Origin of the sequence: Companilactobacillus sp. HBUAS59699 (assembly GCF_036913575.1) — a bacterium.
Classification (GTDB): domain Bacteria; phylum Bacillota; class Bacilli; order Lactobacillales; family Lactobacillaceae; genus Companilactobacillus.
Map to the genome: position 1 here is coordinate 432,766 of NZ_JAYKTV010000002.1, position 26,753 is coordinate 459,518.

A 26,753-nucleotide genomic window follows, 5' to 3' on the forward strand; every position below is an offset into this window, starting at 1 on the left:
ACAACAGCTTTTTAAATTTCTACTTCTAATACCAAGCAGGCTTATCCCCATCAGTACCAGGTTTATCAACCCCAACAGATTCACGGCTGAACTTATCGGGTGCTTGTGTAATATCAACAACCAATTGGGCAACTGACTTACGTGAAACTTCAGTTCCCTTGAATGGTTCACCTTTTTGAGTAGTCTCATAATCGACTTCATCCTTGTCTGTCAACCAAGCTGGACGAACGATCGTGTATTCCAAATCTGAATCTTCAATAACTTTGGCAGCGGCAGCGTAGGTTGTGATGTAGCTACCGAGTGTACTATTATTCCACTCACCGAACTTGCCAGGAACTTCATCATAGATACCCAAAGTTGAGATCCAGATCAAACGTTTAACACCAGCTGAATGCATTGCTTCAACGACTGACTTTGCTTGATCTTCAATATTGCCACCAGCCAAGTTAGCATAAACAACGTCAACGTCTTTCATTGACTCAACTAACTTTTCTGTATCCATTGTATCCCCACCGACGATCTCAACTAATCGATTATCGATATCGCGTAATCTTTCGGGACGTCTCAAGTACAATCTCAAACTATCGTTCGTTGAATCTAGATATATTTGTGTTGCTCGACGAGCAATCTTACCATTCGCACCAAGTACTAATACTCTTGTCATATTCGTATCTCCCTATATTTTTCTCTACAGTCACATCATAGTTGAGAGCGAGATTTTTTACAAAAATAGCTTCTCGTAAAATAAAGATAGACATAAAAATGATAATTATATTTATAGTTTCACTTATTAGTTCATAGATCCTCTACTTCAAAATATCTTTTCGAACCTGATCGATCATTTCACTATAAGCAATTGGTCCTTTATATTGCCAACTAGAATCATCTCCATACTGGAATAGATTCCCCTCTTTAACGGCCGGGATACTTTGCCACAATGGATCTTTAAACAAGCTAGCACCTTTGTCACTATTGACCAAAAAGATATAATCAGCATCCAACTTGGCTAATTTTTCCAACGAAACGGCTGACCAATCTGCAGTAGCCTTCTTAGAAACTTCTTTAACCAGTGCTGGTACCTTTAAACCTAAGTCACCGTATAGTAATGATCCACTGGCCGATTTCTCACTAACGATAAAGGCTGAATTATTAGTTACCCACAGAACTGCCACTGATTTTCCGGCAGCTTTTTGTTTGAGTTCATTCTTCACACTAGCAACTTTTTTGTCATATTTATTCAAAACACTCTTGGCTTTATCAGTCTTATTTACTGCTTTAGCGACATCCATAAACTGGGAACGCCACTTAACATCAGTTCCATTCTTGACGACATATGTTGGTGCAATTTTTTCATATTGCGCATATTTCCCATTCTCAACGGCACTATTGGTTCCCATCAAGATCAAATCTGGCTTAGCTTTAGTTACAGCTTCATAGGGCAGTGAATAATCGATCAAAGGAACATTTTTTAATTGTTTCTTCAAATATTTCTGTGTTCCGGAACCATTCTTAACTGACCACTGAACTACTGGTTTGATTCCTAGAGCAACTAAGTAATCTTCCAAATAACTACCTACTACTCGTTTGGGTTGGGTTGGCACCTCAACCTTATGTCCCATAGTATCGGTCAATGAACGAGTCTGCTCCATACCCTCACTCTTGTTGCCACAGGCTGTCAAAAATACTACAAAAAATAGCGAAATTAATAATAACGACTTTATAAATTTATTTTTCCTCAAAATATCATCCTCCCAAGAAATCCCGTATTTATATTGATTATTAGTGAAAACGGTAACAAAAGTCAATACAATGCGGTAAAATAAGTTCAAGAATATTCCTTTTTCACATTATTTTTATACCCAAAATATGTGATTCAACAAAAAACTAGCTTGGAGGTAACAAAATGAACATTATTGAGACAAAGAAGGTTTGTGTTAGTTATGAGAAAAAATTAACAATACAAGACTTATCGATTCAAATCCCTAAAGGGCAAATTACGACTCTGATCGGACCTAACGGCTCGGGTAAGTCGACCCTTATACGAACGATTGCTCATTTATTACATCCTTGTGATGGTTCTGTCTTCCTCGACAGTCAGAATATCGATCACGAAAAAACTAGTGAGATTGCTAAAAAATTGGCTGTCCTACCACAATCCAGCAACGTTGCAAATGACATGACTGTCAAAGATCTAGTAACCTTTGGTAGGATCCCATACCGCAAACACTTTGCTCCCCTGTCCACGCTCGACCACGAAAAAATCGACTGGGCGATCGAACGGGCATCTCTTAAGGATCTGAAGGAGCGCCGTCTCAGTACTCTTTCTGGTGGACAACGCCAACGTGCTTGGATCGCCATGGCAATTGCTCAAGATACCGATACGATCATCTTGGACGAACCCACAACTTATCTAGATTTGACTCATCAACTCGACGTTATGCTTCTGATCAAGGAACTCAATGAGAAGGAACATCGAACCATCATCATGGCACTACATGACTTAAATCATGCTGCTAGATTCTCTGATCAATTGATTGCCATCAAAAAAGGTGTTTTACAGGTCAGCGGGCCTGTTCGCGAGGTGATCACCAAACAGAATCTTCGTAATATCTTCAATATTGACGCGACTATTATCAATGATCACGATAAACCATTGATCTTAACGTACGATCGTTGGCAGGAGGGAGCCGTTATTTGAATTCCAAAGTTCGCTTCACTTTACAATTTAGTCTTGAAATTATAATTCTGATATTTTTGCTTATCTTAAGTATTCGCTACGGTGCTAACAAGAATAGTAATCATACCGTTATGAACGCTATCTTCAACTACCGATCCAGCGATTTAGATCAGCGGATCATTAGACAGATCCGCATCCCTCGGGTGATTGGTGCCGCTGCGATCGGTTCGGCACTAGCTTGTAGTGGTGCTCTTATGCAAAGCGTTACGAAAAATCCGATGGCCGATTCTGGATTATTAGGAATCAACTCTGGAGCGGCATTGATGCTGACATGTAGTTTTATCTTCTTCCCTAAACTTTCAACTCAGCAAACTACTATTTTCTCAGTCTTTGGGGCGGCTCTGGCAGCAATCCTAGTCTTCGGTCTTAGTGCTATGAAGAAGGCGCAATTGAGTCCGACCATTTTGGTTCTTGCCGGTATGGCGATAAGTGCTTTTTTTACTGCTCTCAGTGAAGGACTAGCATTGATTACCCAACTCAAACAAGACTTAGCCTTTTGGCACTTTGGCGGTATTTCCGCTGTCAGTTGGTCGCAACTAACTACATTAGGACCTTGGATAGTCATTAGCTTATTTGTGACATTATTTCTAACTCCTAGTCTGAATTTACTCAATTTGAGTGACGACTCAATACAAAGTCTAGGCAAGAACATCAATTCTATTAGATTGATAGCTCTCATTTGTGTTGTTATTTTATCTGGTATTTCAGTGGCTTTGGTCGGTGCTGTCGCCTTTATCGGGTTGATCATTCCACACATTGCCCGCTTCTTAGTCGGTACTGACTATCGCTATGTAATGCCATTGACACTGATACTTGGTGCCAATCTAACTCTCTGCGCCGACCTTGTTGCCAGAACGATCAATCCACCCAATGAAACACCATTCGGAATTATCATTTCTTTGATTGGCGTACCTTTCTTCATTTATCTCGCTAGAAAGGACAACCAGCGCATATGACAAAAAAATTAAAACTCACTACTTGGGTCATAGCCCTAGTTGTTATGATTATTATCCTGGCAATTATTAATTTAAACACCGGTCAAATGAAGGTCACACCGACTGAAATTTGGCAGCTGCTTATCGGTAACGGTACCTATACTCAATCGCTCGTTATTTTTGATTTTCGCTTACCACGAATCGTTATTGCTGTTTTGGTTGGCTTTGCCTTAGCAATTGCCGGTGATGTATTACAAACTACGACTCAGAATCCAATGGCGGACACTAGTTTCTTGGGGATCAACTCTGGAGCCGGATTAGCGGTCATGATCTTTATTACCTTTATTAAAAATCAAGATGCTAATCTCTTTATGTTACCGATGATGGCCCTACTTGGTGCTATTTTGAGTACTATCATCGTATTTTCTTTTGCATATAAAAAGGACACCGGTATTACAGCAAATCGCTTGCTGCTAACTGGTGTCGCTCTGTCAGGATGTTTCTCATCCATAATGGTACTCTTCACTCTCAAACTATCTCCCGAAAACTATCAATTCGTCATGAATTGGTTAACCGGAAGTATTTGGGGTACTAGTTGGTCATTTATTTTGATTTTTTTACCATGGTTTATTGTTTTCACCACCATTATCTTCAGCAAGTCTACAGTCCTAGACACTTTTAGCCTCGGTGATGAAGTTGCTCAGTCTCTAGGTATTTCCTTACGACGTGAACGTATTATTTTGATCGGTGCAGCCGTAATTCTAGCGGGAGTCAGTGTCTCAATCTCGGGCGGTATTGGTTTTATCGGACTGATCACGCCTAACTTGGCCCGAAGATTGATCGGTTTCAAGAGTAGCGGTCGCATGTTGCTGTCAGGAACTCTAGGTAGTTGTCTATTGATTGCAGCTGATACACTGGGCAAATGCATCAGTACGACGACAGAAATTCCCGTGGGTGTAATTGTTGCCATAATTGGAGCGCCATACTTTGTTTACATTCTAATCAAGTCTAATAGTTGATACTCTTACGCATCGCATTCTCCAAACTAGGACCATACCCTTCACCAAACAAATTCAAATGTGCCAACAAATAATAAGTCTGATACCAAGATATTCGTTCTTCCCAATTAGGCTCCAACGGATATTCCTGTGCATAGCTGATATAGAACTCTCGTCCGAAACCACCGAACAACAATGTCATGGCGAGGTCCATTTCTCGATTGCCATAGAAAACATCAGGATCAAACAGTATCGGTGCTCCATTGCTCTCATATCCAACATTTCCATTCCAGAGGTCCCCGTGCATCAAGCTTGGAACTACCTCATGATTCTGGTAATAATTCAGGATCTTATCTTCTAATTGCATCATTAGATCTTCGCGATACTGATTCCAATAAAACTTATTCTTAACTTCTTTAACCAACACTTCGAGCCGCTGATTGACGTAGAATTCACCCCAATTATCCTGCCAAGTATTGATCTTAGGATTCTTGGCGTTCAAAATATTGTGATCCAAACCAAATTTATCACTGTGTTGTTCATGCATCTTGGCCACCAATGTACCGAGATCACCATCATGGCCTTCGCCAAAGTTGATATAATTTGTCAGTAAATAACCACTATTATCATATGTTCCCGACTTGATCACCTTCGGCGTATTGACTGCCGCGCCGATCAAGTTCAATCCTTCGATCTCATGATCAAAGAATGATTTATCATTATCACCCTGAACCTTTAAGAAATATTTTTTGTTGGGCGTTGTAACAGCATAACTCTGATTGATATCTCCACCTGCAACTGATTGGCAATCAACTACTTCACCAACATCTAGTTCTTTGAACCATTCTTGATTTAATTCCATCTTTGTCGGTCCTTTCCACACTTCAACATTTTTGCATGATATAATTTGAATGTAATACTAGCTCTCAAGGGAGGCTTACTATGACGAGTAATGTGGCTCATCTTATTAAGGTCGCTTCAAATGAGATTTCACGCAGTATCAATGATTTCGCGTCTAAATATAATCTAACTGGAACGCAAGTGCAAATAATAGACTTCTTAACTAGCTTGCCGGAGAAAAAAGATATTTTTCAAAGAGATATTGAAGCCGAATTCAACATTCGCCGTTCGACTGCAACCAATATTCTCAAAAACATGGAGAAGAAGGAACTGATCAAACGGGTTCAAGTTTCAACTGATTCACGACTTAAAAAGATCATTCTTCTCCCTAAATCGGTAGCCTTACAAGATGCCATCGATAAGTTCATGAAGGAAAATGATCAAAAAATCCTTTCCAGTTTAGGTGCATTTGAGCGATTAGGTTTCACGCGTGCTCTTCAAAAGTTACCTGAAAAATTAAAGACAAACAAAAAGTGAGGTAGAAATGAATGACAAAAGTAATTATGGATTGTGATCCCGGGATCGATGACGCTATCGCTCTAACAGTTTTACTAGCACATCCTGAAAAAGCCGACTTGATCGGTGTAACTACTGTTGGTGGCAACGTAAAACTGGACTACGTTACGGCTAATGCCAAGAAACTACTGACATTTTTAGGTTCCCACGCTGAACTAGCATCAGGGCAATCAGATCCGCTAGTAAAAGAAATCGAAACTGCTGGTGAGATCCACGGCAAGACTGGTATGGATGGTTATGATTTTCCAGCTAACAGTGCTGACTATCCTCTAGCAAGTGATAACGCCGTTACATTCATGTACGATCGTATCTCAAAATGCGACGAAAAAGTCAGTATCGTGGCCACTGCACCGCTAACTAACATCGCACTATTATTGAAAACTTTCCCAGATGTTAAACAAAATATCGATCATATTTACATCATGGGTGGCTCGACCCTTCAAGGAAACATCACAACAGCCGCTGAATTCAACGCCTACGTTGATCCTGAGGCCATGGACATCGTCTTCAACTCCGGCGTTCCCATTACCTTGTCAGGTCTGAACCTTACTGAGAACAAAGCATATTTGAAGATGGACGAGATCAACAATATCAAGAATCTTGGCAAAGCCGGTATTATGGCAAATGCTATTCTAGATTTCTATTCATCAGCTGAGTTGGAAAAAGGTATGACCAAGATTCCGATCCACGATGCCTGTGCCGTTCTAAGTTTGATTGCTCCGGAATTATTTACTAAGAGTACGAATTATTCAATGGACGTGTCACTAACCAACGATCAATTCCGTGGTATGACATATCCTGACCGTCGGATTTATGCTGAAGAAAAGAACAGTATCAAGGTTCTAGAAGATGTTGACCGTGAAGCTTTTGTTAAGTACCTATTTGATTCCATCGCTTCATATGATAAATAGGGAAAAACAATTCTTTGGCTGCCGCTGATGATGGTCAACAATTACATCTGCCGTTGGACCGGTTTCAAACTACGTTTTCAACCTTGCTTGGAAGCCTGTAGTTTTCCAAGTCGTCCAGTGTTCTAAGCGATAAATCGCTAAGAACACTTTTACGGCTGATTCCATTGTTGACCATCATCAGCTAATTCTTCTTCTTGATAATTAATTGGTAAGTTAGATGGCAATACTCTTTTTCTAGTTACTAATTAAAATAAGATATGATAATAAATCCTTTTGTCGTTGCTAAATTAATTAATGTCAATTCATTTAACAATTCATAATAGGATTTTTTTTGCGTCTAAAATCAGATTTTACAAAAAAATGACCATATCTCATCAAAATTCTGAGATATAGCCATTAAAAACATACTAAATATTAGCTCACTTCAAAAACAACAATAACAAATCAGAAGAAAAACCCAGCCGGAGGTTGAAAACCAAGGCTGCCCGCAGTGAAAGTTTTGTTAACGATTTATCGTTTACAAAACAGGACGATTTTGAAATTCGCGGTCTGTGCGAAGTTCAAAATCGAGACTCAAGACCGCCCTTTGGCTTGAGTCGTTCCCACAGCGGCAGCCTTGGTTTTCAACCGTAGGCGGCATCCATCATCAACTCAACTCAAAATGAGAATAACCACTATCATCAGTAACCTTAACCTTAGGAAAACCCAAAAAGACAAATAGTAAACTCATAATAAGCATCAAATAACAATACCAAACAAAAGGCACAATTGAAACTGGCGAAACTTTTGCCATCCCACCAGCGACCAATAATTGCCCAGCGTATGGAATCAAACCTTGAACGTGAGTCGCAAACATCGAAAGTAACGTTGAAACTCGTGCTCTGGACAAGTTAAACTTCCGACCGATCTCAGTTGCCAGCGGACCAACAGTAATAATCGCAATCGTATTGTTAGTTGTCGCGATACATAGCAACGTGACTAAGGCGCCGATCGAAAATTCCGCTCCGTGCTTGGACTTAGTCTGTTTACCAAGTTTGTCCATCAGCCACTGAATCCCACCTAAGTACTTCATGATCTCAACTAGTCCGCCGACAACGACTGAAATAATGGCAATATCTTCCATGCCAGCCATTCCATCTTGAATATAGAGCATCGAACCGATCAGATCGAAGTTTTGATGGATCACACCGATCACTACGCCGGACAAAACACCTACTAGCATAACCGGCATTACATTCAATCCGACCAATGACAGAACAATAACCAAAATATACGGAATCAAATTTACAAAGTTCCAATTGTAAGCTCCCGTCAAAACAACTGTTTTGATTGGGTACAAGGCCAATAAAACAATATTGATAATAATTGCTGGAATATACGTAATAATATTTAATTTAAATTTTTCTCGCTGTTCCACACCTTGTGTCTGTACTGAGGCAATCGCAGTCGCCGAGATGAACGATAAATTGTCACCAAACATGGCACTACCGACGACAATTCCTGCCATTAAAGCGGGATTAACGCCGGTCTTAGCAGCCACATCCACTGCCACTGGCATCAAGGCCGTGATAGTTCCCATCGATGTCCCCATCGCAAAACTCAAAATACAACCGATGACAAAGATCCCCGGCAGGATCATATTTGAAGGTAAAATACTCAACCCCAGATTGGTAACTGACGAGACAGCGTGCATCTTGGAGGCAACACCTTGAAAAGCCCCTGCCAGTATAAAAATCAGCACCATCATGATAAGCGTGGGTTCTCCCCCGCCCTTACAAAATAGCATTACCTTTTCCGAAAAAGATATTTTCTTCGTGCCCTTTGGTGGTGATATCACTAAAGCAACGATCGAAGCAATAATCATCCCTACTAGTAGCGGCATACTGTCGAACTTCCCCGAAACGATCCCTGTCCACGCGTAAAGGATCAGGAACACGACTAGCGGCAGTAAGCCTTTGACACTGCCCTTTTTTGTTTCTTCCATTTGAACACCCATTATTTTCTCTTTAAATTCAAAACACAACGTAAAAATATTAAACCATGAGCTTTAATTAAACAAGTCACCAAAAAATGCGCGCTGATCAATTTCAGCTCGCATTTTTAATTATCTATCCATTAAATTTTTTCATTTACAGCATCAAGTCCATTTGGCAAAACAGCTTTAGCCTTCTTAGTTTTTTCAGCTTTTTTAGCAAATTTATGAGAAGTCTCTGGTGCCCAGATCTGGCAAACGACACCTCCAATTAATAGGGAAACTAAGCAAACGGACAATGTAGCATAAACGCCAAAATTATTTGTAATAATTGGTAAGAGGAATGTTCCTAATGCCGCTCCAACACGACTGATAGCAATGACTGCACCCAGTCCAGATCCTCTTAAACGTGAATCAAACAGCTCTGATGGATATGGGTTTTCCAAGATAACGGCTGCGGATAAAACGACTGCAAAGATTGAGAAGATGATCATCATCATTGAACCCGGAGCCGACTTCCATATGATCAAAACAGCTAGAGCTGCTGCTGAAGTATAGAAAGTAGAAACAATGAAGAATTTTCTAGAAATATAATTGAATAAGATAACACCAAGACAGGCTCCAACAATTTGGAAAACATTGTATAGAATACCTGATACAGCTGGATTACCGACATTCATATTTTCCATTAATAATGGCAAGAAAATTCCAATTCCAAAAAATGGGAAGACTTGACAGGCGTAAAAGATACCGCCTACTACTACATTACGAAATACTCCTGGACGTAATAATTCACTCCAAGAAACAGGATCTTCATTATCACTGACATTTGAATCATCAGGAATAGTATATTCGTCGCCTAATTCCTGATGAATTATACTAAGTGCTTTTTCTTTTTTGCCGACTGAGGCTAACCAGCTAGGAGATTCTGGAATACGCAAGACCAAACGAGAAACGGCCGCAACCAAACCTGGGATGGCAGAGGAGATAATGATCCAACGCCAAGTATTGTCTCCAAGACCAGTAATAACTGTACCGGCAAGGTAAGATGACACGAAACCAGTCATCCAAAAAATAATCATGTAACTTTGTAATCGAGATCCATATTTAGTTGGAAGCCATTCGATCAGTAAGGCATTCCCTATAGTGTAATCAATAGCTATCGAGATACCTAGCCCAATTCTTATGATAAATAAGAGCACCACATTTGATACAAAGAATTGTGCTAACGAAAGAATCGTGAAGATGATCATATGACTAACGAATAATGGGCGACGACCAATTTTATCAGCAATATTCCCCACTACTAGACTTCCAAACAATCCGATCAAGGTACCGGCCCCTAAAAGTCCAACCCAAAAGCTGGATAGGTTCAATGGACCAGTTGCCTTTGTTAAAGCTGTACCGGCGATTCCTAAGGCATAACCACACGCGACTTGCCCAAGTACTACACTTGTAAAGACGCGTTTATGAACTGAGGATAAGGCGGCTTCTGTATAGCTTTTTTCATCCACTATCGTTCCCTCCTTTATTGATAACTAAAGGTTCATCGTGTGTATCCTAGCGATTCTTTAGACCAACATTCAGAGTGTTACGGAGGTAGTCGATACTTTCCTTACATGCTTTCATTTCATTTTCTTGTGCTTCTTCAAGAGTCTTGTCACCAATTTCAGATTCTACTTCAAAGGTTATACGTTTTACGTTTGATTTTTCACGTAATGTACGTAATACCTTGGCTGTATCAATATCACCTTGTCCAATTGGGCAGCCGATTGAGTGAAGTCCATCTGGATCAACAACTAACTTGATATCACAGAAGTGTACACAGTTAGCATATGGAGCCAACTTCTTGATACATTCTTCTGGTCCTTCTAGCACGTTCAGTGAATTCATTGTATCCACACAAGCACCAACATTAGGATTATTTAGCTTATCTACTAACCAAATAACTTCATCAGCGTACATATCACAGTGGTTTTCGATCGACATTGTTAAGCCTAATTCGTCTAACAAAGGAAGATTCTCTTTGAATTCGTCATAGCGTTTGCTCAATTGCTTCATAACATCTGGATCGAAACTTGAACCATACAATGGATGTGGACGGTCAATATCTAGACTGAACTTAACTAGATCTGCCCCGATAGCCTTGGCATTCAATAAGGCATCCTTAACTGTTGAGTTAACACGTGGGTCACAAGGTGCATTAAATGAAACATTGTATTCTAGATATAGTCCATGATCTTCAGCTGCTTTTTTAACTTTGGCTAAATGTTCAGGTTCCAAAGAAACTAAGTCAACATTTGTAACATGCAAGCCGTCTAAGCCCCACTCCACGGCGTAATCCATTAGTTTGAATAAATCAATACTTTGATCAAAAGCGTGGTCTTCAGAAAAGCCCCAACTTTCTCCTAAACCATGTAAATGTAAAGTATATGTGTGCATTCCTAGTTGAATTGGTCTATCGTAATTACTCATTTTGTTTTCCTCTTTCATCCGTGTTTTTTTATATTGATTTGATCTGATGTACCCGCTGAATAACTTATTCTCTTCTTCCTTTAGTCGCTCAACTCCTTTAGGTTCTTTTATTATTAAGACTTACTGTTAGCTGTAGTTTGACCTAGTTCTCTACATCTCTCGACTGAAGTTTTGACGAACTCGTGATAGAGATTATCAAAGCCCATGGATTCTATCTTTTCAAGTGCTGTAACTGTCGCACCACCAGGTAGTCGTAACGCCTTTTCGAGGTCCTTCAAACTTATGTCAGACTTAAGGATCATTTCTCCGCTGCCTTTCATAGTTTGAGCGAACAATTTGACTGCTGTATCTGGATCTAAGCCCAAGTTTTTGGCTTCTTCAGCCATCAAGTTTGCAATGTGATAGAAGAATCCCGGTGCAGATCCATTAAAAGGTAAGACTTCAGCCATCATACCATCAGGTATTTCTTCAACGTGACCACACATGTTCAAGATCTCGGTTGCCTTTTTGACATCTTCATCACTGCAGTTTGCACTACGAGAAACGGCAAATGACCCTTCTCCAACTTGTGAACTCATATTTGGCATACAGATAACAACTTTACTATCTTCGCCAAGGTGTTCCTTGTACCAGTCTTGTTCGACCCCGGTTACAACTGTTAACAACAATTGATTTGGTCTGTAACAAGCAGCCAATTCATCGATAACTAGATTTGCTACTTTAGGAGTAACCCCTAAGACTAGGGTATCTGAATTGTCGACTAAGTCGCTCATCTTGTCATAGGTGGCATAACCCTTTTTGGCATATGAGTCTCTAACTGCTTCGTTGATATCATAAATACCAATTTCAGCTGGATCGTATGCTGGATTTAATTCTGCTCCTTTGTGCATTGCTTGAATAATATTTCCTGCTGCAATAAAGCCATAACGTAACATTGAGACGCCTCCTATAGGCAATTATTAAATTATTGTTTTGACATAATTATTTGTGATACTCTGACACCATTTCATATGTTCATCTGATGGAGTCTTCTTATCCTTTAATTCGTAATCAATACCAAGTTTGCGATACGTATCAGTCCCGTAACGATGATATGGTAACAGTTGTAAATGATGTACTTTTGGCAACTTCTCTAGGAACTTTCCTAGAGCTGTCAAATCTTCTTCAGAATCATTAATACCAGGAATCAATGGTCGGCGAATGATCAATTTGAAGTTAGGAATGTCAAGATTACCGGCTTTCTTAATGTTGTTTAAGATGATTTCATTTCTAACACCAGTAAATTCTCTATGTTTCGAACTATCCATTAGTTTTAAATCTACAAACGCTGTGTTCAAACAGGATATGATCGGTTCGATCTTTCTCCAGCTGCTATAAAACGACGTTTCAACCGCTGTGTTGATTCCCTCTTTGCAAGCTTCCTTGATCAAGGCTGCAACAAAGTCTGCCTGGAACAACATCTCACCACCAGAAACGGTCAATCCACCACCGGAATTAAAGTAGAAAGGAATATCCTTTCTAACTTCTTCCATTACTTCCTCAACGGTCATAATATTACCGTAGATAATTGTGCCATCCTTGGTTGTTTCGATTTCTGAGTGCATCCCTTCAGGAGTAGAACACCATTTACATCTCAAAGGACAACCTTTCATAAAGACTACTGTTCTTAAACCATCTCCGTCATAAATCGAACTTTTTTCAATTCTTAAGACGGTGCCAGTTAAATCTCTCCCTTCATAATCTTGATACATATTAAACGACCCCTTCCAAATCATCACTATTGGTATAAAGTCTGAGTGATTTTAAGTCTCAAAATAATTTCATTAATTAAATTGATCAATTTCTGTTCTTTGAATAATATCATCTTGAATATCTTTACCTAGTTCTACGAAGAAGGCTGTATAACCAGCAACTCTGACTAGCAAGTCACGATGATCTTTTGGATGAACTTGAGCATCCTTTAAGATTTCACGATCGACAATGTTGTATTGAGTATGATAAATACCTAAGGTACATTGTGTCTTCAACATTACCATCATGTTATTCAATCCTTGATCTCCTTCGAGCATCTTTGGATCTAGTTTCAAGTTCATTTGTGTACCTTGAGTAAAGCGTGAATGTGGTAAGTTGCTGACAGACTTCAATAAGGCTGTAGCACCTTTGACATCAGTACCACCGGTAGCTCCGATACCATCTGCAAGTGGTAACCATGCTTTACGACCTGATGGTAAAGCACCAACGCTTTGGCCGATTGGAACATTACCGGATACTGGCAACATACCTGCTGTTAGATGACCGAATGGAGAATCATAATTTTCGATTTGATCAACTAAGTAGGTATAGATCTTGCTGGCGAATGTATCCACATAAGGATCGTCGTTACCGTACTTAGGAACTGACATACAGAGATCTTGTATTTCGTCATATCCTTCAAAGTTATGATCTAATGCTTCACACAATTCTTCCATCGTTATCTTCTTGTCATCAAAGATCAATGACTTAACAGCGGCAACAGAGTTGATGATATCAGCTTGTCCAATAATATTGATACCATTACCAACATTAAAGGTTGCACCACCGTTAGCGTAATCTTTACCAGTAACCATGCAGTTTGGATAAGTTAATGATAATGCGGCTACGGGACGATAATTCTCGCTCAAGTAATCCAAGTAGGAATTCATCGTGGCCATGGTATGAACGAAGTAATCGATTTGTTTCTTGACAGCAGTCATGAATTCATCAAAGGTCTTGAATGTCTTAGGATCACCCGTTTGAATAGAAACTTGTTCTCCAGTTTTACGGCTGCGACCGTTATTCATGACCATATCGATGACACCACCCATACTGATCTCACCAATATCTGTATAGGACTTCAAACGACCTTCAAGGTTTGTTTCCACACATCCACATGGGGTCCAATCCCATGCTTGAGATAGCGGAATACCTTTGTTCAATAGCATCTTGATACCTTCATCGTCGTCATAAACAGCTGGCATCGTGCGTCCCATTCGAATACATTCGGCAGCTTTTCTTAGGAAGGAATCTGGGTTCTTAGCTATGTTGTAACGAACTGTCATGTTGGGTTCCTTCAAGGCCGTATCCATAGTTGCTTGAATTGTCATGTAAGACAAATCATTAACTGCATCTCCACCGTTCTTATCGATACCACCGGCTGTAACTTGAACTGTCATATTATAACCAGCTGAGAAGGCGGCACTTTCTCCATCTTGGAACAAGCCCATTTCTGCGATCTTGATCCAGAAACAGTCGAGAAGTTCTTGTGCTTGGTCCTTAGTCATGCGTCCTTCTTCAATATCCTTGTTGTAGTAGTAAGCAAGATATTGATCCATACGTCCCAAGTTATATGAAGAAGCATTTTGTTCCATGAATAGACAATATTCATAAGTTAGCATGCTTTGTAGAGCTTCATAATAGTTACGTGGTGGATTTTCTGGTACACGGTGATTTACTTCCGCAATTTTTAGTAGTTCAGCCTTTCTAGTTGCATCAGTTTCTTTTTCAGCCATTTCTTCAGCTAGATCCGCGTGACGATTAGCTATGGCAACGATACCTTCTGCTGTAATGATTAGTGATTTATAAAAAATCATCTTCTTCAGAACATCTTCACCGTCAGAATCGTCTAAGCTAGCTAATTTTTGTTCAGCTTCTTTTTTGATACCGCCAATTCCTTTTTTCAGAAGCGTTCTCCAGCCAGGTGTGTTTTCACCATAACCACGAACGAACTTTTTATCGACATACAACATGCCGCCGTCTCTCATAGTTCTAACATCGTCTGGCATCATAGCATTCCAACGATCTAGAACACATTTGCCTCGCCAATATGGAGCAACTTTTTCCATGAAGAGTTTTTTGTTCTCGTCAGATAAATAGAAAGGATCATACTTACGTGTACTGATCGTATCCAACTCTTTTTCAATAACTGAACAAGCGGAGTCTGGGTTTAAAATACCTGCACGTGGTTTAAAAGCAACCCCACCTACGAGAAGCTCATTATCTTGGATATAGATTGGTTTCTTTTCATAAACATTTTTCATTGCCGTTGCTTTTTGGATCTGCCACGGTTGTCCTTCTGTTGCTTTAAAACCTTCAGTGACATAATAAGAATCTAAAATATCCATCTCTACACGATGAGACATATAGTTTTTTCTTAATGCCGTTATTCGATCCATATATTCTTTTGACATGGCACATTCTCCTTTTTTCATGGATTACGTAAAAAATAGAGTGATTGCAAGTATGATTCAATCTTCATCTTCTTTGACTCCGTTTTGAGTCAGAATTTGATCAACAAGCAATTCCACAATCGCTTTACTTTCATGCTTCGGCTAAATTGTAGCATCCTTCACAAAGTAGTGTAAAATATCGATTTCGTATAGTGCTATTCAAATAATAAATGGCTTTAACTTGTATTCACTATTGTTTTTGTGCCATATTAGGAATAAACTAAAACCAATTAGAAGATTGTGATATAAATATCTAGAAGCGCTTTCAAAAAAATAATACTACTATGTTTTCTCTTATGGTTTCCAATAATTTTGATTCATCTTTAAACTATAAATTGGAGTGTGTCTTTGCCTATTAACACTAAAAATTAGATCTTTATGGGGTGTTTTTTATGGATTTAAAACAAATCAAATATTTCTTTTTTATCGCTGAAACAGGAAATATCACCAAAGCCGCTGAACTTCTTTATACTTCTCAACCAACAGTTAGTCGGCAACTCTCACTTTTGGAAAGAGACTTAGGATATCCATTATTTGATCGTGACAGTAAACCACTTGAACTGACTAAAGCAGGCAGGGTTTTTTATAATGGGATGAAAGATGCAATGTCTCAGATCAACACTACCGTTGATTGTGCCAAGAATGCCGCGGATGAGAATAACAATTGTCTATCAATTGCCTTTCAATCGGGGTATTATTCCGAATACTCCCTGCTCCCCGTAATTGACAAATTTCGTAAAGCTTATCCAAACGTTCATATTAGATTTGACAAGCTCCTGTCTACGGATATGATGAACGGTTTAAAGAACGAAAGTATCGATATCTGCATTGGCCGTGCCTTTAAACATTGGGAAGAAGCTGGCTTCAATGTTCAGGAACTGAATAAGATAGATACACAGATCGTAATGTCTAACAAGCATCGACTGGCAGTTAAAGATTCTCTTGATTATGATGATCTAGAGGGTGAAACCTTTTATCTCACTTCACCAAATGGTCATCAGATCAATGAAATCTTTCAAGATCACTGTTCCCTCTCTCACGTTAATCAATTTTTAGTTCCTAATTCTGAAATTGCCTACTTTAAAGTACTAGCTTACAATGGCTTAACTCTGTCAGATCCTAATGATCCGTCATGGGTCAATAGTCCGTATTATCACGCTATTTCGATCTCATCTTTTTACAAGGATTCTTGCGTTTGTGTGACTACTCCTACTAATTTGAATCCTGCTATTAAACTATTTAAGGATTTTCTTACGATTTTTATGAATAATCATTTCACTTTGAATCCTGCTTAAGCACAAAAAATACTCAGTCAAATCCAAGTGGATTCGACTGAGTATTTTTATTTATCCAACATTCTGACGCCGTTTATTAATACCATCAATAATATCTTGAACTGTCAAAGATGCCATCTCTGCTTCAGCAGCTTTTTGAATCTGCTCATAAGCACTATTCAATGTTTGCTGAATATTGGCACCGACAGGACAATCCATATTGGTTCTAGGATCAACGTGCAGCAATTCATGATTGATTTCAACTGCTTTGAAGACATCTAATAAGGTTATTTCACTAGCGGGACGAGCCAGTTTTGGTTTAGCGGCACCAACTTGACTCTCTAACAGTCCGGCTTTTTTTAGATTTGCCATCAACTTACGAACCACACTGGCATTGGCTTCGATGCTCAAGGCGATATCGTTACTGGATATCTCACTACCATCAGGCATGATGTCCACGTAAGCCAAAATATGAATCGCGTCACTTAGTTTGTACGAATACTTCATTGATGGTTCCTCCTAACTTATAATCGATACTATCTATTTAAAACTTCTTCGATTGCATCTGTCAATGGAGTTAGCTTGTGACCTAAGACATCAGGAAGATCACTCGATTCAACATCTAGTTCTCCTGAACGCATCATGTCTTGCATACCGACGAAAACATTGGCAGTCATTTCATCGAACCCTGAAGCTATTAAACTCTGACGGTATTCGTCATCTGAGACACTCTTGAATTCAAATTGCTTACCAGTAACTTCTTTCACCGCTTGTCCAAGTTCAGCGTATGAGACAGGTTTCCCAGCGAATTCATAAACGTACTTAGGATCTGACATTTCCATAACTTTGGCAGCACCCACGGCATATTCACGCTCTAATGCATAGCCAATCTTGCCATCACCTGCAGCGTAAAGCGCATCTTGTCCATTAGCTCCAGCCTTTAGATAGCTTGCTTCATTTTCCAAGTACCAAGCATTACGCAAGAATGAATAATTCAAGCCACTTTCCTTGATCAATTTTTCCGTGAATTTATGATCAGCTGACAAAGCCGATTTGGCATTATCAGCATCTGCGAAACTTGTATAAGCTAAATAATCGATTCCCGCCTCTTGGGCTGCTTCAACAACGTTTTGATGTTGTGTTTGACGAGAAATTTTACCACCAGGAACAGATGAAATAAATAGTAATTTATCAACACCAGTCAATGACTTAACTAGTGCATCTTTGTCTGTGTAATCAGCTTGTCTGATTTCAATTCCTTCTGGCAAGACTTTCCTCGCCTTATCAACATTACGAACAATAGCGATAACGTCACTTGCGCTGATGTCCTTAAGTAATTCACGAATAGCGATTTGTCCAAAATGTCCAGTTGCGGCTGAGATTGCATATTTCATATTTAATTACCTCGATTTTTTAAAATTAGTTGTTGTTTTATTATTAACAGGTATTATTGTAGCATCCTGTTATTTTAAAATCAACAACTATATTGGAGATTTGTTGTTGGATGCCGCTGAGGATGGGCAACAATTCCATCTGCCGTGGACCGGCTTAAGTCTTCGTCTTAAGCCTCGCTCGGAAGCCTGTAGTCTTCCGAGTCGTCCAGTGTACTAAGCGATAAATCGCTAAGTACACTTTTACGGCGGATTCCATTGTTGCCCATTCTCAGCTAGAGTTACGTTATATTCAGACCAGTAATCACCAAATAAGATTATATTTTGCATACTAAAATAGCACGTAAAATCAGATAGATAGAATAATTCATCCTCATAGATTTCACGTGCTATTTTTTTACAGTATGAAAATTGAGCTGGAGGGCAGCAGTAATGGAATCAGTAGCGAAAGTGGTGTTAATGTGGGCGGTTTTACCACATTTACAGCACGGACGTCTTGGATGATTTGCGGTTTATGCAAAGCATCCAAGCGAGATCTTAGACCGCTTTTTGGCTAAGATCGGTCCCGCTTCTGATGGAATTACTGCTGACCGGAAGCGGGAAACGACAACTAGAAACCAACTTTATATATAATAGCCAGCTTTAAACCCCGCCGTAGAAGCCTCTAACGCATTGGTTGGCTCGACAACATCCCCCGCTGCCACAACATTATCAAACTCACTTTGTAACTCCTGAAGTAGGCTGTTATCAGCATGATATCCCATCGCCAAAACGATCTCGTCGGCTGATACGTTTTCTTCATGGCCCCCATGATCGATCACTACTTCATTGTTCTTAAACTCTTTAACTTTGGCGTGTGTGACAATTTCAACTTCATGATCACGGAAGAAGCGTTTTGTAGGCACGGTCCGCAACAAGCCAGCATCGATGTCAGCTGTCATTTCTAAGATCGTAACTTGACCGCGTTCGGCATCAGCCAAGTACATAGCCGTTTCAGTACCAACTTCACCGCCACCAACAATGACGATTTTTCCTGAAATCGGTTCTCTACCTAATAAAACATCATTAGCGAAGTGAATATTATCAGCCTCAATACCTTTAAGATGAGGTTTGTTAGGATTGCCTCCGGTAGCGACGATAACTTTGTCAGCGTTGAATTTCTTAATATTCTCAATCGTTGCTATCTGATGCAAGACTACATTAATATTTAAAACCTGCATCTGATGTTTCAAAAAGACCAAAAAGTTAGCATATTCACCTTTAGCTGGTGGATAAATGGCTGAGATAAATTCTCCACCTAACTCACCAGACTGTTCCCAAAGTGTGACATTGTGACCTTGTCTTGTGGCGGCAATGGCTGCTTCCATACCGGCAGGACCTCCTCCAATAACCAAGACATCTTTAGGAGAGACGTGTTCATCGAAGGTATATTTTGTCTCGTGTCCTAACTCTGGATTAACTAAGCAACGCACATGCTTGCCTTCTAACAGACTGCCCTCACATCCCTGCAAACAGCGAATGCAATAATTAATGTCGCCTACTTGTCCACGAGCTGTCTTCCTAGGCATATTAGGATCAGCCAGTGAAGCTCGAGCCATACCGACAAAGTCACAAGCTCCCTGTTCCAGCACTGTTTCAGCCATGGCAGGATCATTGATCCCGTTAGCGACGATCGTTGGAATATTGACAAAATCATGAACTCGTTTGGCATTTTCAATGTTGTAACCCTTAGGTGTAAAGGTCGACGAAATCAGTTCTGGTGCATAGGAAGTATACTCGCCGTTACTCAAATTCAAACCATTGAAGCCTAATTTTTCCAAATGTTTAACGATCATCATCGTCTCTTGCATCTGACGACCGTCCACTGTATCTTCTGTCAGAGAAATTCTGGCAGTCAATGGGAAATCTGCCCCAACTTGTGACCGCATAGCCTGATAAATCTCATCAACGATCCGAATACGGTTTTCAAAGCAACCACCATACTCATCGGTCCGACGGTTCTGACGTGTACTCAGGAATCCGGCTAATAAGTAGCCATGTGCTAGGTGCAACTCTATTCCATCGAAACCTGACTTCTTCATCAAGCACGCTGTATTAGCGAATTCAGCTACTAATTCATGGATCTCATTAATTGTTAGTTCATGTGGTATCTCCTTATTAAAGGCATCAGGAATCTTGGAAGCTGCCACTGGTTGGACTCCGCCATTAACGTTTGAGTTGGTCTGACGTCCGGGGTGAAAAACTTGTGCGAACATCTTGGCTCCATACATATGAACCGTGTCGGTCAACTTCTTATTTGCAGGTACCTGAGATTCGTCATACAGACGAATGCAATTCTGATAACCGACTCCGTGTGGATCGACTCCATAATCTTCAGTTATGATCAGACCGAATCCCCCACGGGCCTTAGCTTCATGATACTTAATGAATGCTTCAGTAATGTTACCATCCTCATCACAGAGATTAGTTACCATTGCCGGAACAACGAATCGATTTTTTATTTCACATTGATTGATCTTATATGATGTAAATAATTTTTGAAAAAACATTCGAGTTCCCCCACTTCAATTTGCATAGTTACTCCCAATATAAGTTATAAGGTATGTCCTTACAGTAAGGTCAACCCTAATTGTGAATTTTTTTACAAATTATTTACTGATCAAGAATTTCATCGTATAATCCTGAAATCCGCCAATCAAACGATGAATTTCAGCAAGTGTCTCCTTTTGTCCGCCCAATAGCCATTCTGACCATATTGCATAGACTCCAGCGCTCATAAACTTTGTCCAATAGATACGTTCTATTGAGGACAAAGCATCAGGCAGCGAGATCGTATCATAGAAGTCCAGCATATTTTTATCAAAGAGATCCTTGATAATATATTCAAACCCGCGCTCAGTTGATAACTTCAATGTGTCCGCATAATCACTGAAAAACTTGCCGATTTTATTCAATTTGTCTTCTTCTGAAGTCTTGTGTTTTACCTCGTCAAATCTTGCCTCTATCAGCGGTTCAAAATAACTAGTCAGTAAATCATCCAGCGTATCAAAATTTCGATAAAACGCCATACGACTGACTCCGGCTCGTTTCACCACCTGACTGACTGAAATATCTTTCAAATCTTTTGTTTCTAATAATTGCAGTAATGCTGTGGTCAAATAATCTTTGGAATCTTGCTTGATAAGTTGTGCGTGTTTAGTGGCTGCCATTACAATTTCTCCATTCTGTCACAGATGCCCTCTGTTTGCTTGAAAACTCATTATCAACATTGTAGTATTCAAATACAGATGTTACAAGTGTAACAACAGTAAATAAAAAAGAGGTCTTTCAAATGACAAATTCAAATAATCAATTAGTTGCAGTAACAGGTGGCAGTGGCTTCATTGCCTCACACATTATCATTCAATTATTAAATCAAGGATATTTCGTCCGGACTACTATTAGATCCGATAAAAAAATCGAGCTCGTCAAACAATTACTGGCTCAAGGTGGAATTAATGATTTCACCAAATTATCGTTTGCCAAAGCTGATCTAACTTCCGATAAGAATTGGGAACAAGTAATGGCTGGCGCAACATATGTGATCCACCCAGCATCACCCACTCCCACTTTGAATTTTAAAAACGAAGCTGAAATGATTCGTCCCGCTGTCGATGGTGTTCTGCGAGTTCTCCATGCTGCTCGTGACAATGGCGTAAAACGTGTCGTCTTAACTTCCGCCTATGGAGCAATTTTTGCCGGACATAAGAATCGAACCACACCTTACACTGAAAAAGATTGGTCCAATCTCGCTGCTAAAAATATTCATCCCTACCAAAAATCCAAAACTATGTCCGAAATGGCGGCTTGGAACTTCATAAACAAACAAGGTCACGGCTTGGAATTAACAACTGTAAATCCCGTCGGTGTAATGGGACCAGTGCTTGCTGCAGATTATTCACACTCAAACATTCAGATTCAGCAATTACTCGAAGGCAAGATCAAGGCTGTTCCTAATGTCGACTCCGGTTACGTCGATGTTCGCGATGTCGCCAGTCTACACCTATTGGCAATGACTTCTCAAAAGGCTGCTGGTGAAAGATTCTTAGCTACCACTGGTGAAACCTTATCCATGTTGGAAGTTGCCCATATCTTACGTGATTCTTTCCCACAATACGCTGACAAACTACCAACTAGAACTATGCCCAACATCATTGTAAAAACTGCCGCTCTCTTCAATCCACAATTGAGAATGGTGGCTTCACTACTAGGAAAATACGCCGAAACAAGCAACAAAAAAGCTGTAACAATGTTGGACTGGCACCCGCGTTCAGCGCGCACAGCCATCATTGCTACAGCTCAATCGATGATCGATTTAGGAATTATAAAATAACTTTGTATCTGGCATGTTTTTTTCAAAATGTTTCACATGGAACATATGGTATACAATTTTATATTTAATACCATATATAGTACTAATAATTTTATATTTGCTTTTTCATTTCTTTTTCACCCCAAGTACAGATAGCATCCATAACTGGGACCAACGATCGTCCTCGCTTAGTTAAGCTGTATTCTACTTTGGGTGGTACTTGTGGATATTCTTTTCTAACGATCAAATCATCATTTTCTAGTTCACGCAATGTATTAGTCAAAGTTTTGAACGATATTTTACCCAGTGTTCGTTTCAACGAATTATACCGCATTGGCTGATCATTTAACGATAAGGCATATAACACAAAGACCTTATACTTGCCCTTAATGAGATTCATCGTATAAGCAAATCCGGTATCATCTAAATTATGTTTTTTAACGTATGTAATATCGTCCATGACGCTCTCCTTTTGGTAAGTACCGCACCTTAATTACCGTACTTGTTTGTTGATTAAGCATAACATATACTGCAATTAATAAGAGAAGAGGAGATCACACATTGAAAACAATCATCTACACTCACCCATATAACGGAAGCTTCAATCACGCCATCCTTGAGACTATGACCAACTATTTCGACGATAAAAATGAACCTTACCAAGTAATCGATCTGTATCAGGATAATTTCAATCCTGCATTGTCACCCATTGAACTAAAGAAATACAGCAGTGGTGAGGTCACCGATCCATTGGTTTCTAAATATCAAAAAATAGTTATGTCATCAGACGAGTTGATTTTTATCTTCCCTATCTGGTGGCATAATTTACCTGCCATGCTCAAAGGATTCCTAGACAAAACTATGCTAGCGAACTTTGCTTATAATGAGGAAAATGGCTGGACCGGTTTGTTAAATAACATCAAAAAATCAACTGTCATCACTACCTCAACTATCACCAAAGACTACCTTATAAATCAATCTGGAAACCCGATTCAGGGTGTCTTTATCAATCGCACTCTGGCTGACATGGGAATTGACCCACAGACTAATAACTGGATCCATTTTGGAGAAGTTAATCTTACAACCGATAAGGTTAGAGCCGATTTCTTAAACGAACTTCCCAAACTTTACGAAAATTAATTCAAGCTTTTTACTAGTAATCTAGCTACTGCTTTAGCGGAAAACGGATTTTGTCCAGTTATTAAGCGTTCATCTTGCACAGCATATTCACTGTAAGCGCGTCGTTTCTTAAATTTAGCCCCACGGTTTTCAGCCGCTGGTTGGTTAAAGAAGGGAACGACGCTTTTTTTACCCGCTAAAATTTCTTCAGATTTGGTGAACCCAGTGATTTTTCGATTATCAATTAAGTAATCGCCAGTTGATAATTTAATGTTAAGCAAGCCAGCGATACCGTGACAAACTGAAGTTACAAAACCACCATTCTCATATATCTTGGCCGCAATTGACTGTAATTCTCGATTATTAGGAAAATCCCACATCACACCATGACCACCGGCATAATAAATAGCAATATAATCTTCAGGGTTAACTTCGTCAGGCGATAAGGAATTCATCAAAGCCCGTTTTTGGAAATCCTCTGTTTCGTAAAAGTCCATGATTTCTGTATCTACGTATTTCATCCCCCGAGGATCTAATGGTACGAAGCCGCCTTTAGGACTGACGTAGTCTACAAGATATCCATTGTCTTGCATGATTTTGGCAAACTCCGTTGCTTCACCTAACCACAAACCTGTGGCATCAGTGGTTTCACCATAGCGTGTAGTATTTGTTAAAACAATCAAAACTTTCTTTATAGTTGTCGATTGCATTTGATAACCTCCGTAACATGATTTAACAGTTCTTTTAATTTATTGATTTCTTTTCCTTCATGACTCAAATAATAAAAATTCTTAGTGCCTTCTCTTCGATAATCCACTAATCTTACATCCTTCAAGATTTTTAAATGATGGGAAACCGCCGGGCGGGATAAGCCTGTTACATCCATCAGATCTGTTACTTGCAGTCCTCGATAGATGATTTTTGGATCCATCAAAGCAATAATAATATTTTGGCGTTTCTGATCACCCAAGGCGATCAGAAAATCGCTAGAGTTAGCAAATTCACGTTTCAGTTTAGTTAAATCAGACATTTGATCTCCTTTGGTTTATATTTTTCAACCATTAAACCACGAATCAATGACTTAATCAACCTTTGTTCAACAACATTTATAACCATTGACATTTAGATTTCACTAGTCTATTATCCTTGTCAATCGTTTAAATAAATAAACCATGAAAAGAGATACTATGTCAAACAAAATGCAAGCAGCTTTAATACACAGCTACAAACAAAAAGAATTGGAACTAACTTCCGTCCCAATTCCTGATATTAACAGTAACGATGTTTTGGTGAAGATAATCGCTGCCAGTATTAATCCCCTTGATTTGAGAACCATGGCTGGTGGCTTAAAAATGCTCCTACATTATGATATGCCCTTGATCCTTGGCAATGACTTCGCCGGTGAAGTAGTCGCTGTTGGTAGTAAAGTTACACAATTCAAAGTTGGTGATGAAGTCTTCGGACGACCTCGCAAAGATCGTATTGGAACTTTTGCGGAATATATTGCCGTCAATACTGAAGATATTGCCCTAAAGCCAAAGAATCTAACCTTTCAAGAAGCGGCTGCCATTCCCTTGGTAGGATTAACTAGTTATCAAGCATTACACGACTTGATGGATCTCAAGCCAGGTAAAAAAGTTCTTATTCAAGCCGGTTCTGGTGGCGTTGGTAGTATTGCTATTCAAATTGCCAAGCAACTAGGAGCCTTTGTTGCCACAACGACCAGCAGTAAGAATGTTGAATTTGTGAAATCATTAGGCGCTGACCAAATTATCGATTATCACAAAGAAAATTTTGCGAATGTTCTGACTGACTATGATGCCGTCTTCGATACTTTGGGTGACAAGAATCTAGAACAATCATTTAAGATCGTCAAACCGAGTGGAAAAATCGTCAGTGTATCTGGCTTACCGGATGCCAAATTCGGTAAGAGTTATGGACTGCCCTACTGGAAACAATTTTTGCTCAAAGTCGCAACACGCAACTTATCGAAATTAGAAAAAGAAACTCAAGTTCAATACAATTTTTTATTCATGAAGCCAAGTGGTAAACAATTGTCATTATTAACTGAATGGATCGAAAAAGATCAAGTTAGGCCGATCATTGATCGCGTCTTTGATCTCAACGACATAAACGATGCTCTAAATTATTCTCGGTCCGGACATGCCAAGGGCAAAATAATTATCAATATCAACTAAAGTAAAACTAATAGTGATGACGTTAAATAATAGATACCACTGATGCCGATAAACGTATAAATACCTTTACTAACTAGTGCTAAATTCATGTGATTTAGAATTCGACTGGCAATAAAAGTCCCTAACGCTGCCCCAATGACACCAATCAAGATAATTGGTATTTCGTTAACGCCGATGATCCCATTGATGACTCGAAACGATGAAGTATAAGTCATATCTAAGACGAAGAACATTTGTACCGTCGCCATGTACTCTTCTGTCGTTGACGATAATGATAAGAAATATAACGCCATCAAAGGTCCGCCGATCCCGAATAAACCGCTGAAAAATCCTGAGATCAAAACAAAAATAATCGCGACATAGAGCGGAAATTTCTTCTGTCCACTAGTATGCGATAACAAAAAATATAGCGACAATACTATTAACAGTCCCCCCAGCATGGCACGAGAAATATGAACATCCAACAAGCCACCTAGATGAATTGAAAGAGACGCCACAAAAGCATATAAGACAAACGGCCAAACTATCCGTTTAAACTTGATATAGTGGCGATAGTGGATCGCCATCATTACAACTGAAATAACTGGTATCATACCTGCCACTCCAGCAGCCTTTGCCATTGGCAAAATGCTTGGCAAAAAAACCATCAAAACAATTGCTGGACCAAATCCTGTCAATCCTTGGACTAATCCTGCCAGCATCCCCGGTATTAGTACGAATAACCACGACATG

Annotated in this window: 26 protein-coding genes; 9 read left to right on the forward strand and 17 right to left on the reverse strand. The window is 39.5% G+C overall.

Going from position 1 to position 26,753, the window contains the following annotated elements:
- Positions 1-25: 25 nt before the first annotated feature.
- Together U8519_RS05695 and U8519_RS05700 are read right to left on the reverse strand one after the other, a co-directional pair.
- Positions 26-664: an SDR family oxidoreductase gene (locus U8519_RS05695; RefSeq protein WP_334329340.1), complete on the reverse strand. Its 639-nt coding sequence runs from the start codon at positions 662-664 to the stop codon at positions 26-28.
- A 142-nt stretch (positions 665-806) separates the two neighbouring features.
- On the reverse strand, positions 807-1,742 hold the full coding sequence (locus U8519_RS05700; RefSeq protein ID WP_334329513.1) for an ABC transporter substrate-binding protein: 936 nt from the start codon (positions 1,740-1,742) through the stop codon (positions 807-809).
- A gap of 161 nt (positions 1,743-1,903) precedes the next feature.
- Here U8519_RS05700 and U8519_RS05705 point away from each other — a divergent pair, with 161 nt between their 5' ends.
- The 3 genes from U8519_RS05705 to U8519_RS05715 are packed head-to-tail and all read left to right on the forward strand — an operon-like array spanning position 1,904 to position 4,691.
- Entirely contained in the window at positions 1,904-2,698 is a 795-nt protein-coding gene (locus tag U8519_RS05705; RefSeq protein WP_334329341.1) for an ABC transporter ATP-binding protein, read from the forward strand.
- A complete protein-coding gene (locus tag U8519_RS05710; protein WP_334329342.1) occupies positions 2,695-3,693 on the forward strand; it encodes a FecCD family ABC transporter permease in 999 nt (332 codons plus the stop codon). Before U8519_RS05705 ends, U8519_RS05710 begins: the two co-directional genes overlap by 4 nt.
- Positions 3,690-4,691, forward strand: coding sequence for a FecCD family ABC transporter permease (locus U8519_RS05715; protein ID WP_334329343.1), 1,002 nt, complete (start codon positions 3,690-3,692; stop codon positions 4,689-4,691). Before U8519_RS05710 ends, U8519_RS05715 begins: the two co-directional genes overlap by 4 nt.
- Here the strand turns inward: U8519_RS05715 and U8519_RS05720 are convergent.
- On the reverse strand, positions 4,681-5,532 hold the full coding sequence (locus U8519_RS05720) for a fructosamine kinase family protein (RefSeq protein ID WP_334329344.1): 852 nt from the start codon (positions 5,530-5,532) through the stop codon (positions 4,681-4,683). The two genes, U8519_RS05715 and U8519_RS05720, sit on opposite strands and share 11 nt — an antisense overlap.
- An 80-nt stretch (positions 5,533-5,612) precedes the next feature.
- Between U8519_RS05720 and U8519_RS05725 the strand changes: the two genes are divergently transcribed.
- Positions 5,613-6,047: a MarR family winged helix-turn-helix transcriptional regulator gene (locus U8519_RS05725; RefSeq protein WP_334329345.1), complete on the forward strand. Its 435-nt coding sequence runs from the start codon at positions 5,613-5,615 to the stop codon at positions 6,045-6,047.
- An 11-nt stretch (positions 6,048-6,058) separates the two neighbouring features.
- A complete protein-coding gene (locus U8519_RS05730) occupies positions 6,059-6,997 on the forward strand; it encodes a nucleoside hydrolase (protein WP_334329346.1) in 939 nt (312 codons plus the stop codon).
- A gap of 646 nt (positions 6,998-7,643) precedes the next feature.
- Here U8519_RS05730 and U8519_RS05735 read toward each other — a convergent pair.
- The 6 genes from U8519_RS05735 to U8519_RS05760 all read right to left on the reverse strand — a co-directional run bounded on the left by U8519_RS05735 (position 7,644) and on the right by U8519_RS05760 (position 15,649).
- Positions 7,644-8,981 carry a Na+/H+ antiporter NhaC family protein gene (locus tag U8519_RS05735; RefSeq protein ID WP_334329347.1) on the reverse strand — a complete coding sequence of 446 codons (1,338 nt, stop codon included), beginning with the start codon at positions 8,979-8,981 and terminating at the stop codon, positions 7,644-7,646.
- Positions 8,982-9,112: 131 nt separating this feature from the next.
- Positions 9,113-10,483, reverse strand: coding sequence for an MFS transporter (locus tag U8519_RS05740; RefSeq protein ID WP_334329348.1), 1,371 nt, complete (start codon positions 10,481-10,483; stop codon positions 9,113-9,115).
- Between the two features lie 46 nt (positions 10,484-10,529).
- Complete coding sequence (locus U8519_RS05745) at positions 10,530-11,444, reverse strand: sugar phosphate isomerase/epimerase family protein (RefSeq protein ID WP_334329349.1); 915 nt, start codon at positions 11,442-11,444, stop codon at positions 10,530-10,532.
- A 113-nt stretch (positions 11,445-11,557) separates the two neighbouring features.
- A complete protein-coding gene (locus U8519_RS05750; RefSeq protein ID WP_334329350.1) occupies positions 11,558-12,379 on the reverse strand; it encodes a pyrroline-5-carboxylate reductase family protein in 822 nt (273 codons plus the stop codon).
- Positions 12,380-12,403: 24 nt separating this feature from the next.
- The gene (locus U8519_RS05755; RefSeq protein ID WP_334329351.1) at positions 12,404-13,195 is read right to left on the reverse strand and encodes a glycyl-radical enzyme activating protein; all 792 of its coding nucleotides are present in this window, start codon (positions 13,193-13,195) and stop codon (positions 12,404-12,406) included.
- 72 nt (positions 13,196-13,267) lie between these two features.
- A complete protein-coding gene (locus tag U8519_RS05760; protein ID WP_334329352.1) occupies positions 13,268-15,649 on the reverse strand; it encodes a glycyl radical protein in 2,382 nt (793 codons plus the stop codon).
- Between the two features lie 431 nt (positions 15,650-16,080).
- Here U8519_RS05760 and U8519_RS05765 point away from each other — a divergent pair, with 431 nt between their 5' ends.
- Positions 16,081-16,983 carry a LysR family transcriptional regulator gene (locus U8519_RS05765; RefSeq protein ID WP_334329353.1) on the forward strand — a complete coding sequence of 301 codons (903 nt, stop codon included), beginning with the start codon at positions 16,081-16,083 and terminating at the stop codon, positions 16,981-16,983.
- Between the two features lie 51 nt (positions 16,984-17,034).
- Here U8519_RS05765 and U8519_RS05770 read toward each other — a convergent pair whose 3' ends face one another.
- From U8519_RS05770 to U8519_RS05785, 4 genes are all read right to left on the reverse strand, one after another.
- Positions 17,035-17,469, reverse strand: a complete 435-nt coding sequence (locus U8519_RS05770; protein WP_334329354.1) for an Rrf2 family transcriptional regulator — start codon at positions 17,467-17,469, stop codon at positions 17,035-17,037.
- A 29-nt stretch (positions 17,470-17,498) separates the two neighbouring features.
- A complete protein-coding gene (locus U8519_RS05775) occupies positions 17,499-18,356 on the reverse strand; it encodes an NAD(P)H-binding protein (RefSeq protein WP_334329355.1) in 858 nt (285 codons plus the stop codon).
- 620 nt (positions 18,357-18,976) lie between these two features.
- Complete coding sequence (locus tag U8519_RS05780; RefSeq protein WP_334329356.1) at positions 18,977-20,902, reverse strand: oxidoreductase; 1,926 nt, start codon at positions 20,900-20,902, stop codon at positions 18,977-18,979.
- A gap of 99 nt (positions 20,903-21,001) precedes the next feature.
- Positions 21,002-21,562 carry a TetR/AcrR family transcriptional regulator gene (locus U8519_RS05785; protein WP_334329357.1) on the reverse strand — a complete coding sequence of 187 codons (561 nt, stop codon included), beginning with the start codon at positions 21,560-21,562 and terminating at the stop codon, positions 21,002-21,004.
- Positions 21,563-21,684: 122 nt separating this feature from the next.
- On the opposite strand from U8519_RS05785, the gene U8519_RS05790 reads away from it, so the two are divergent.
- Entirely contained in the window at positions 21,685-22,725 is a 1,041-nt protein-coding gene (locus tag U8519_RS05790; protein ID WP_334329358.1) for an SDR family oxidoreductase, read from the forward strand.
- 91 nt (positions 22,726-22,816) lie between these two features.
- Here U8519_RS05790 and U8519_RS05795 read toward each other — a convergent pair whose 3' ends face one another.
- Entirely contained in the window at positions 22,817-23,164 is a 348-nt protein-coding gene (locus tag U8519_RS05795; RefSeq protein ID WP_334329359.1) for a winged helix-turn-helix transcriptional regulator, read from the reverse strand.
- Between the two features lie 101 nt (positions 23,165-23,265).
- On the opposite strand from U8519_RS05795, the gene U8519_RS05800 reads away from it, so the two are divergent.
- A complete protein-coding gene (locus tag U8519_RS05800) occupies positions 23,266-23,844 on the forward strand; it encodes an NAD(P)H-dependent oxidoreductase (RefSeq protein WP_334329360.1) in 579 nt (192 codons plus the stop codon).
- Here the strand turns inward: U8519_RS05800 and U8519_RS05805 are convergent.
- Both U8519_RS05805 and U8519_RS05810 read right to left on the reverse strand, forming a co-directional pair.
- The gene (locus tag U8519_RS05805) at positions 23,841-24,518 is read right to left on the reverse strand and encodes a type 1 glutamine amidotransferase domain-containing protein (RefSeq protein ID WP_334329514.1); all 678 of its coding nucleotides are present in this window, start codon (positions 24,516-24,518) and stop codon (positions 23,841-23,843) included. The genes U8519_RS05800 and U8519_RS05805 overlap by 4 nt on opposite strands.
- Positions 24,515-24,853 carry an ArsR/SmtB family transcription factor gene (locus U8519_RS05810; RefSeq protein WP_334329361.1) on the reverse strand — a complete coding sequence of 113 codons (339 nt, stop codon included), beginning with the start codon at positions 24,851-24,853 and terminating at the stop codon, positions 24,515-24,517. The genes U8519_RS05805 and U8519_RS05810 overlap by 4 nt, the downstream gene beginning before the upstream one ends.
- Positions 24,854-25,022: 169 nt before the next feature.
- Between U8519_RS05810 and U8519_RS05815 the strand changes: the two genes are divergently transcribed.
- A complete protein-coding gene (locus tag U8519_RS05815) occupies positions 25,023-26,021 on the forward strand; it encodes an NADP-dependent oxidoreductase (protein WP_334329515.1) in 999 nt (332 codons plus the stop codon).
- Here U8519_RS05815 and U8519_RS05820 read toward each other — a convergent pair.
- Positions 26,018-26,752, reverse strand: coding sequence for a sulfite exporter TauE/SafE family protein (locus U8519_RS05820; RefSeq protein ID WP_334329362.1), 735 nt, complete (start codon positions 26,750-26,752; stop codon positions 26,018-26,020). The two genes, U8519_RS05815 and U8519_RS05820, sit on opposite strands and share 4 nt — an antisense overlap.
- Position 26,753: the final 1 nt, after the last annotated feature.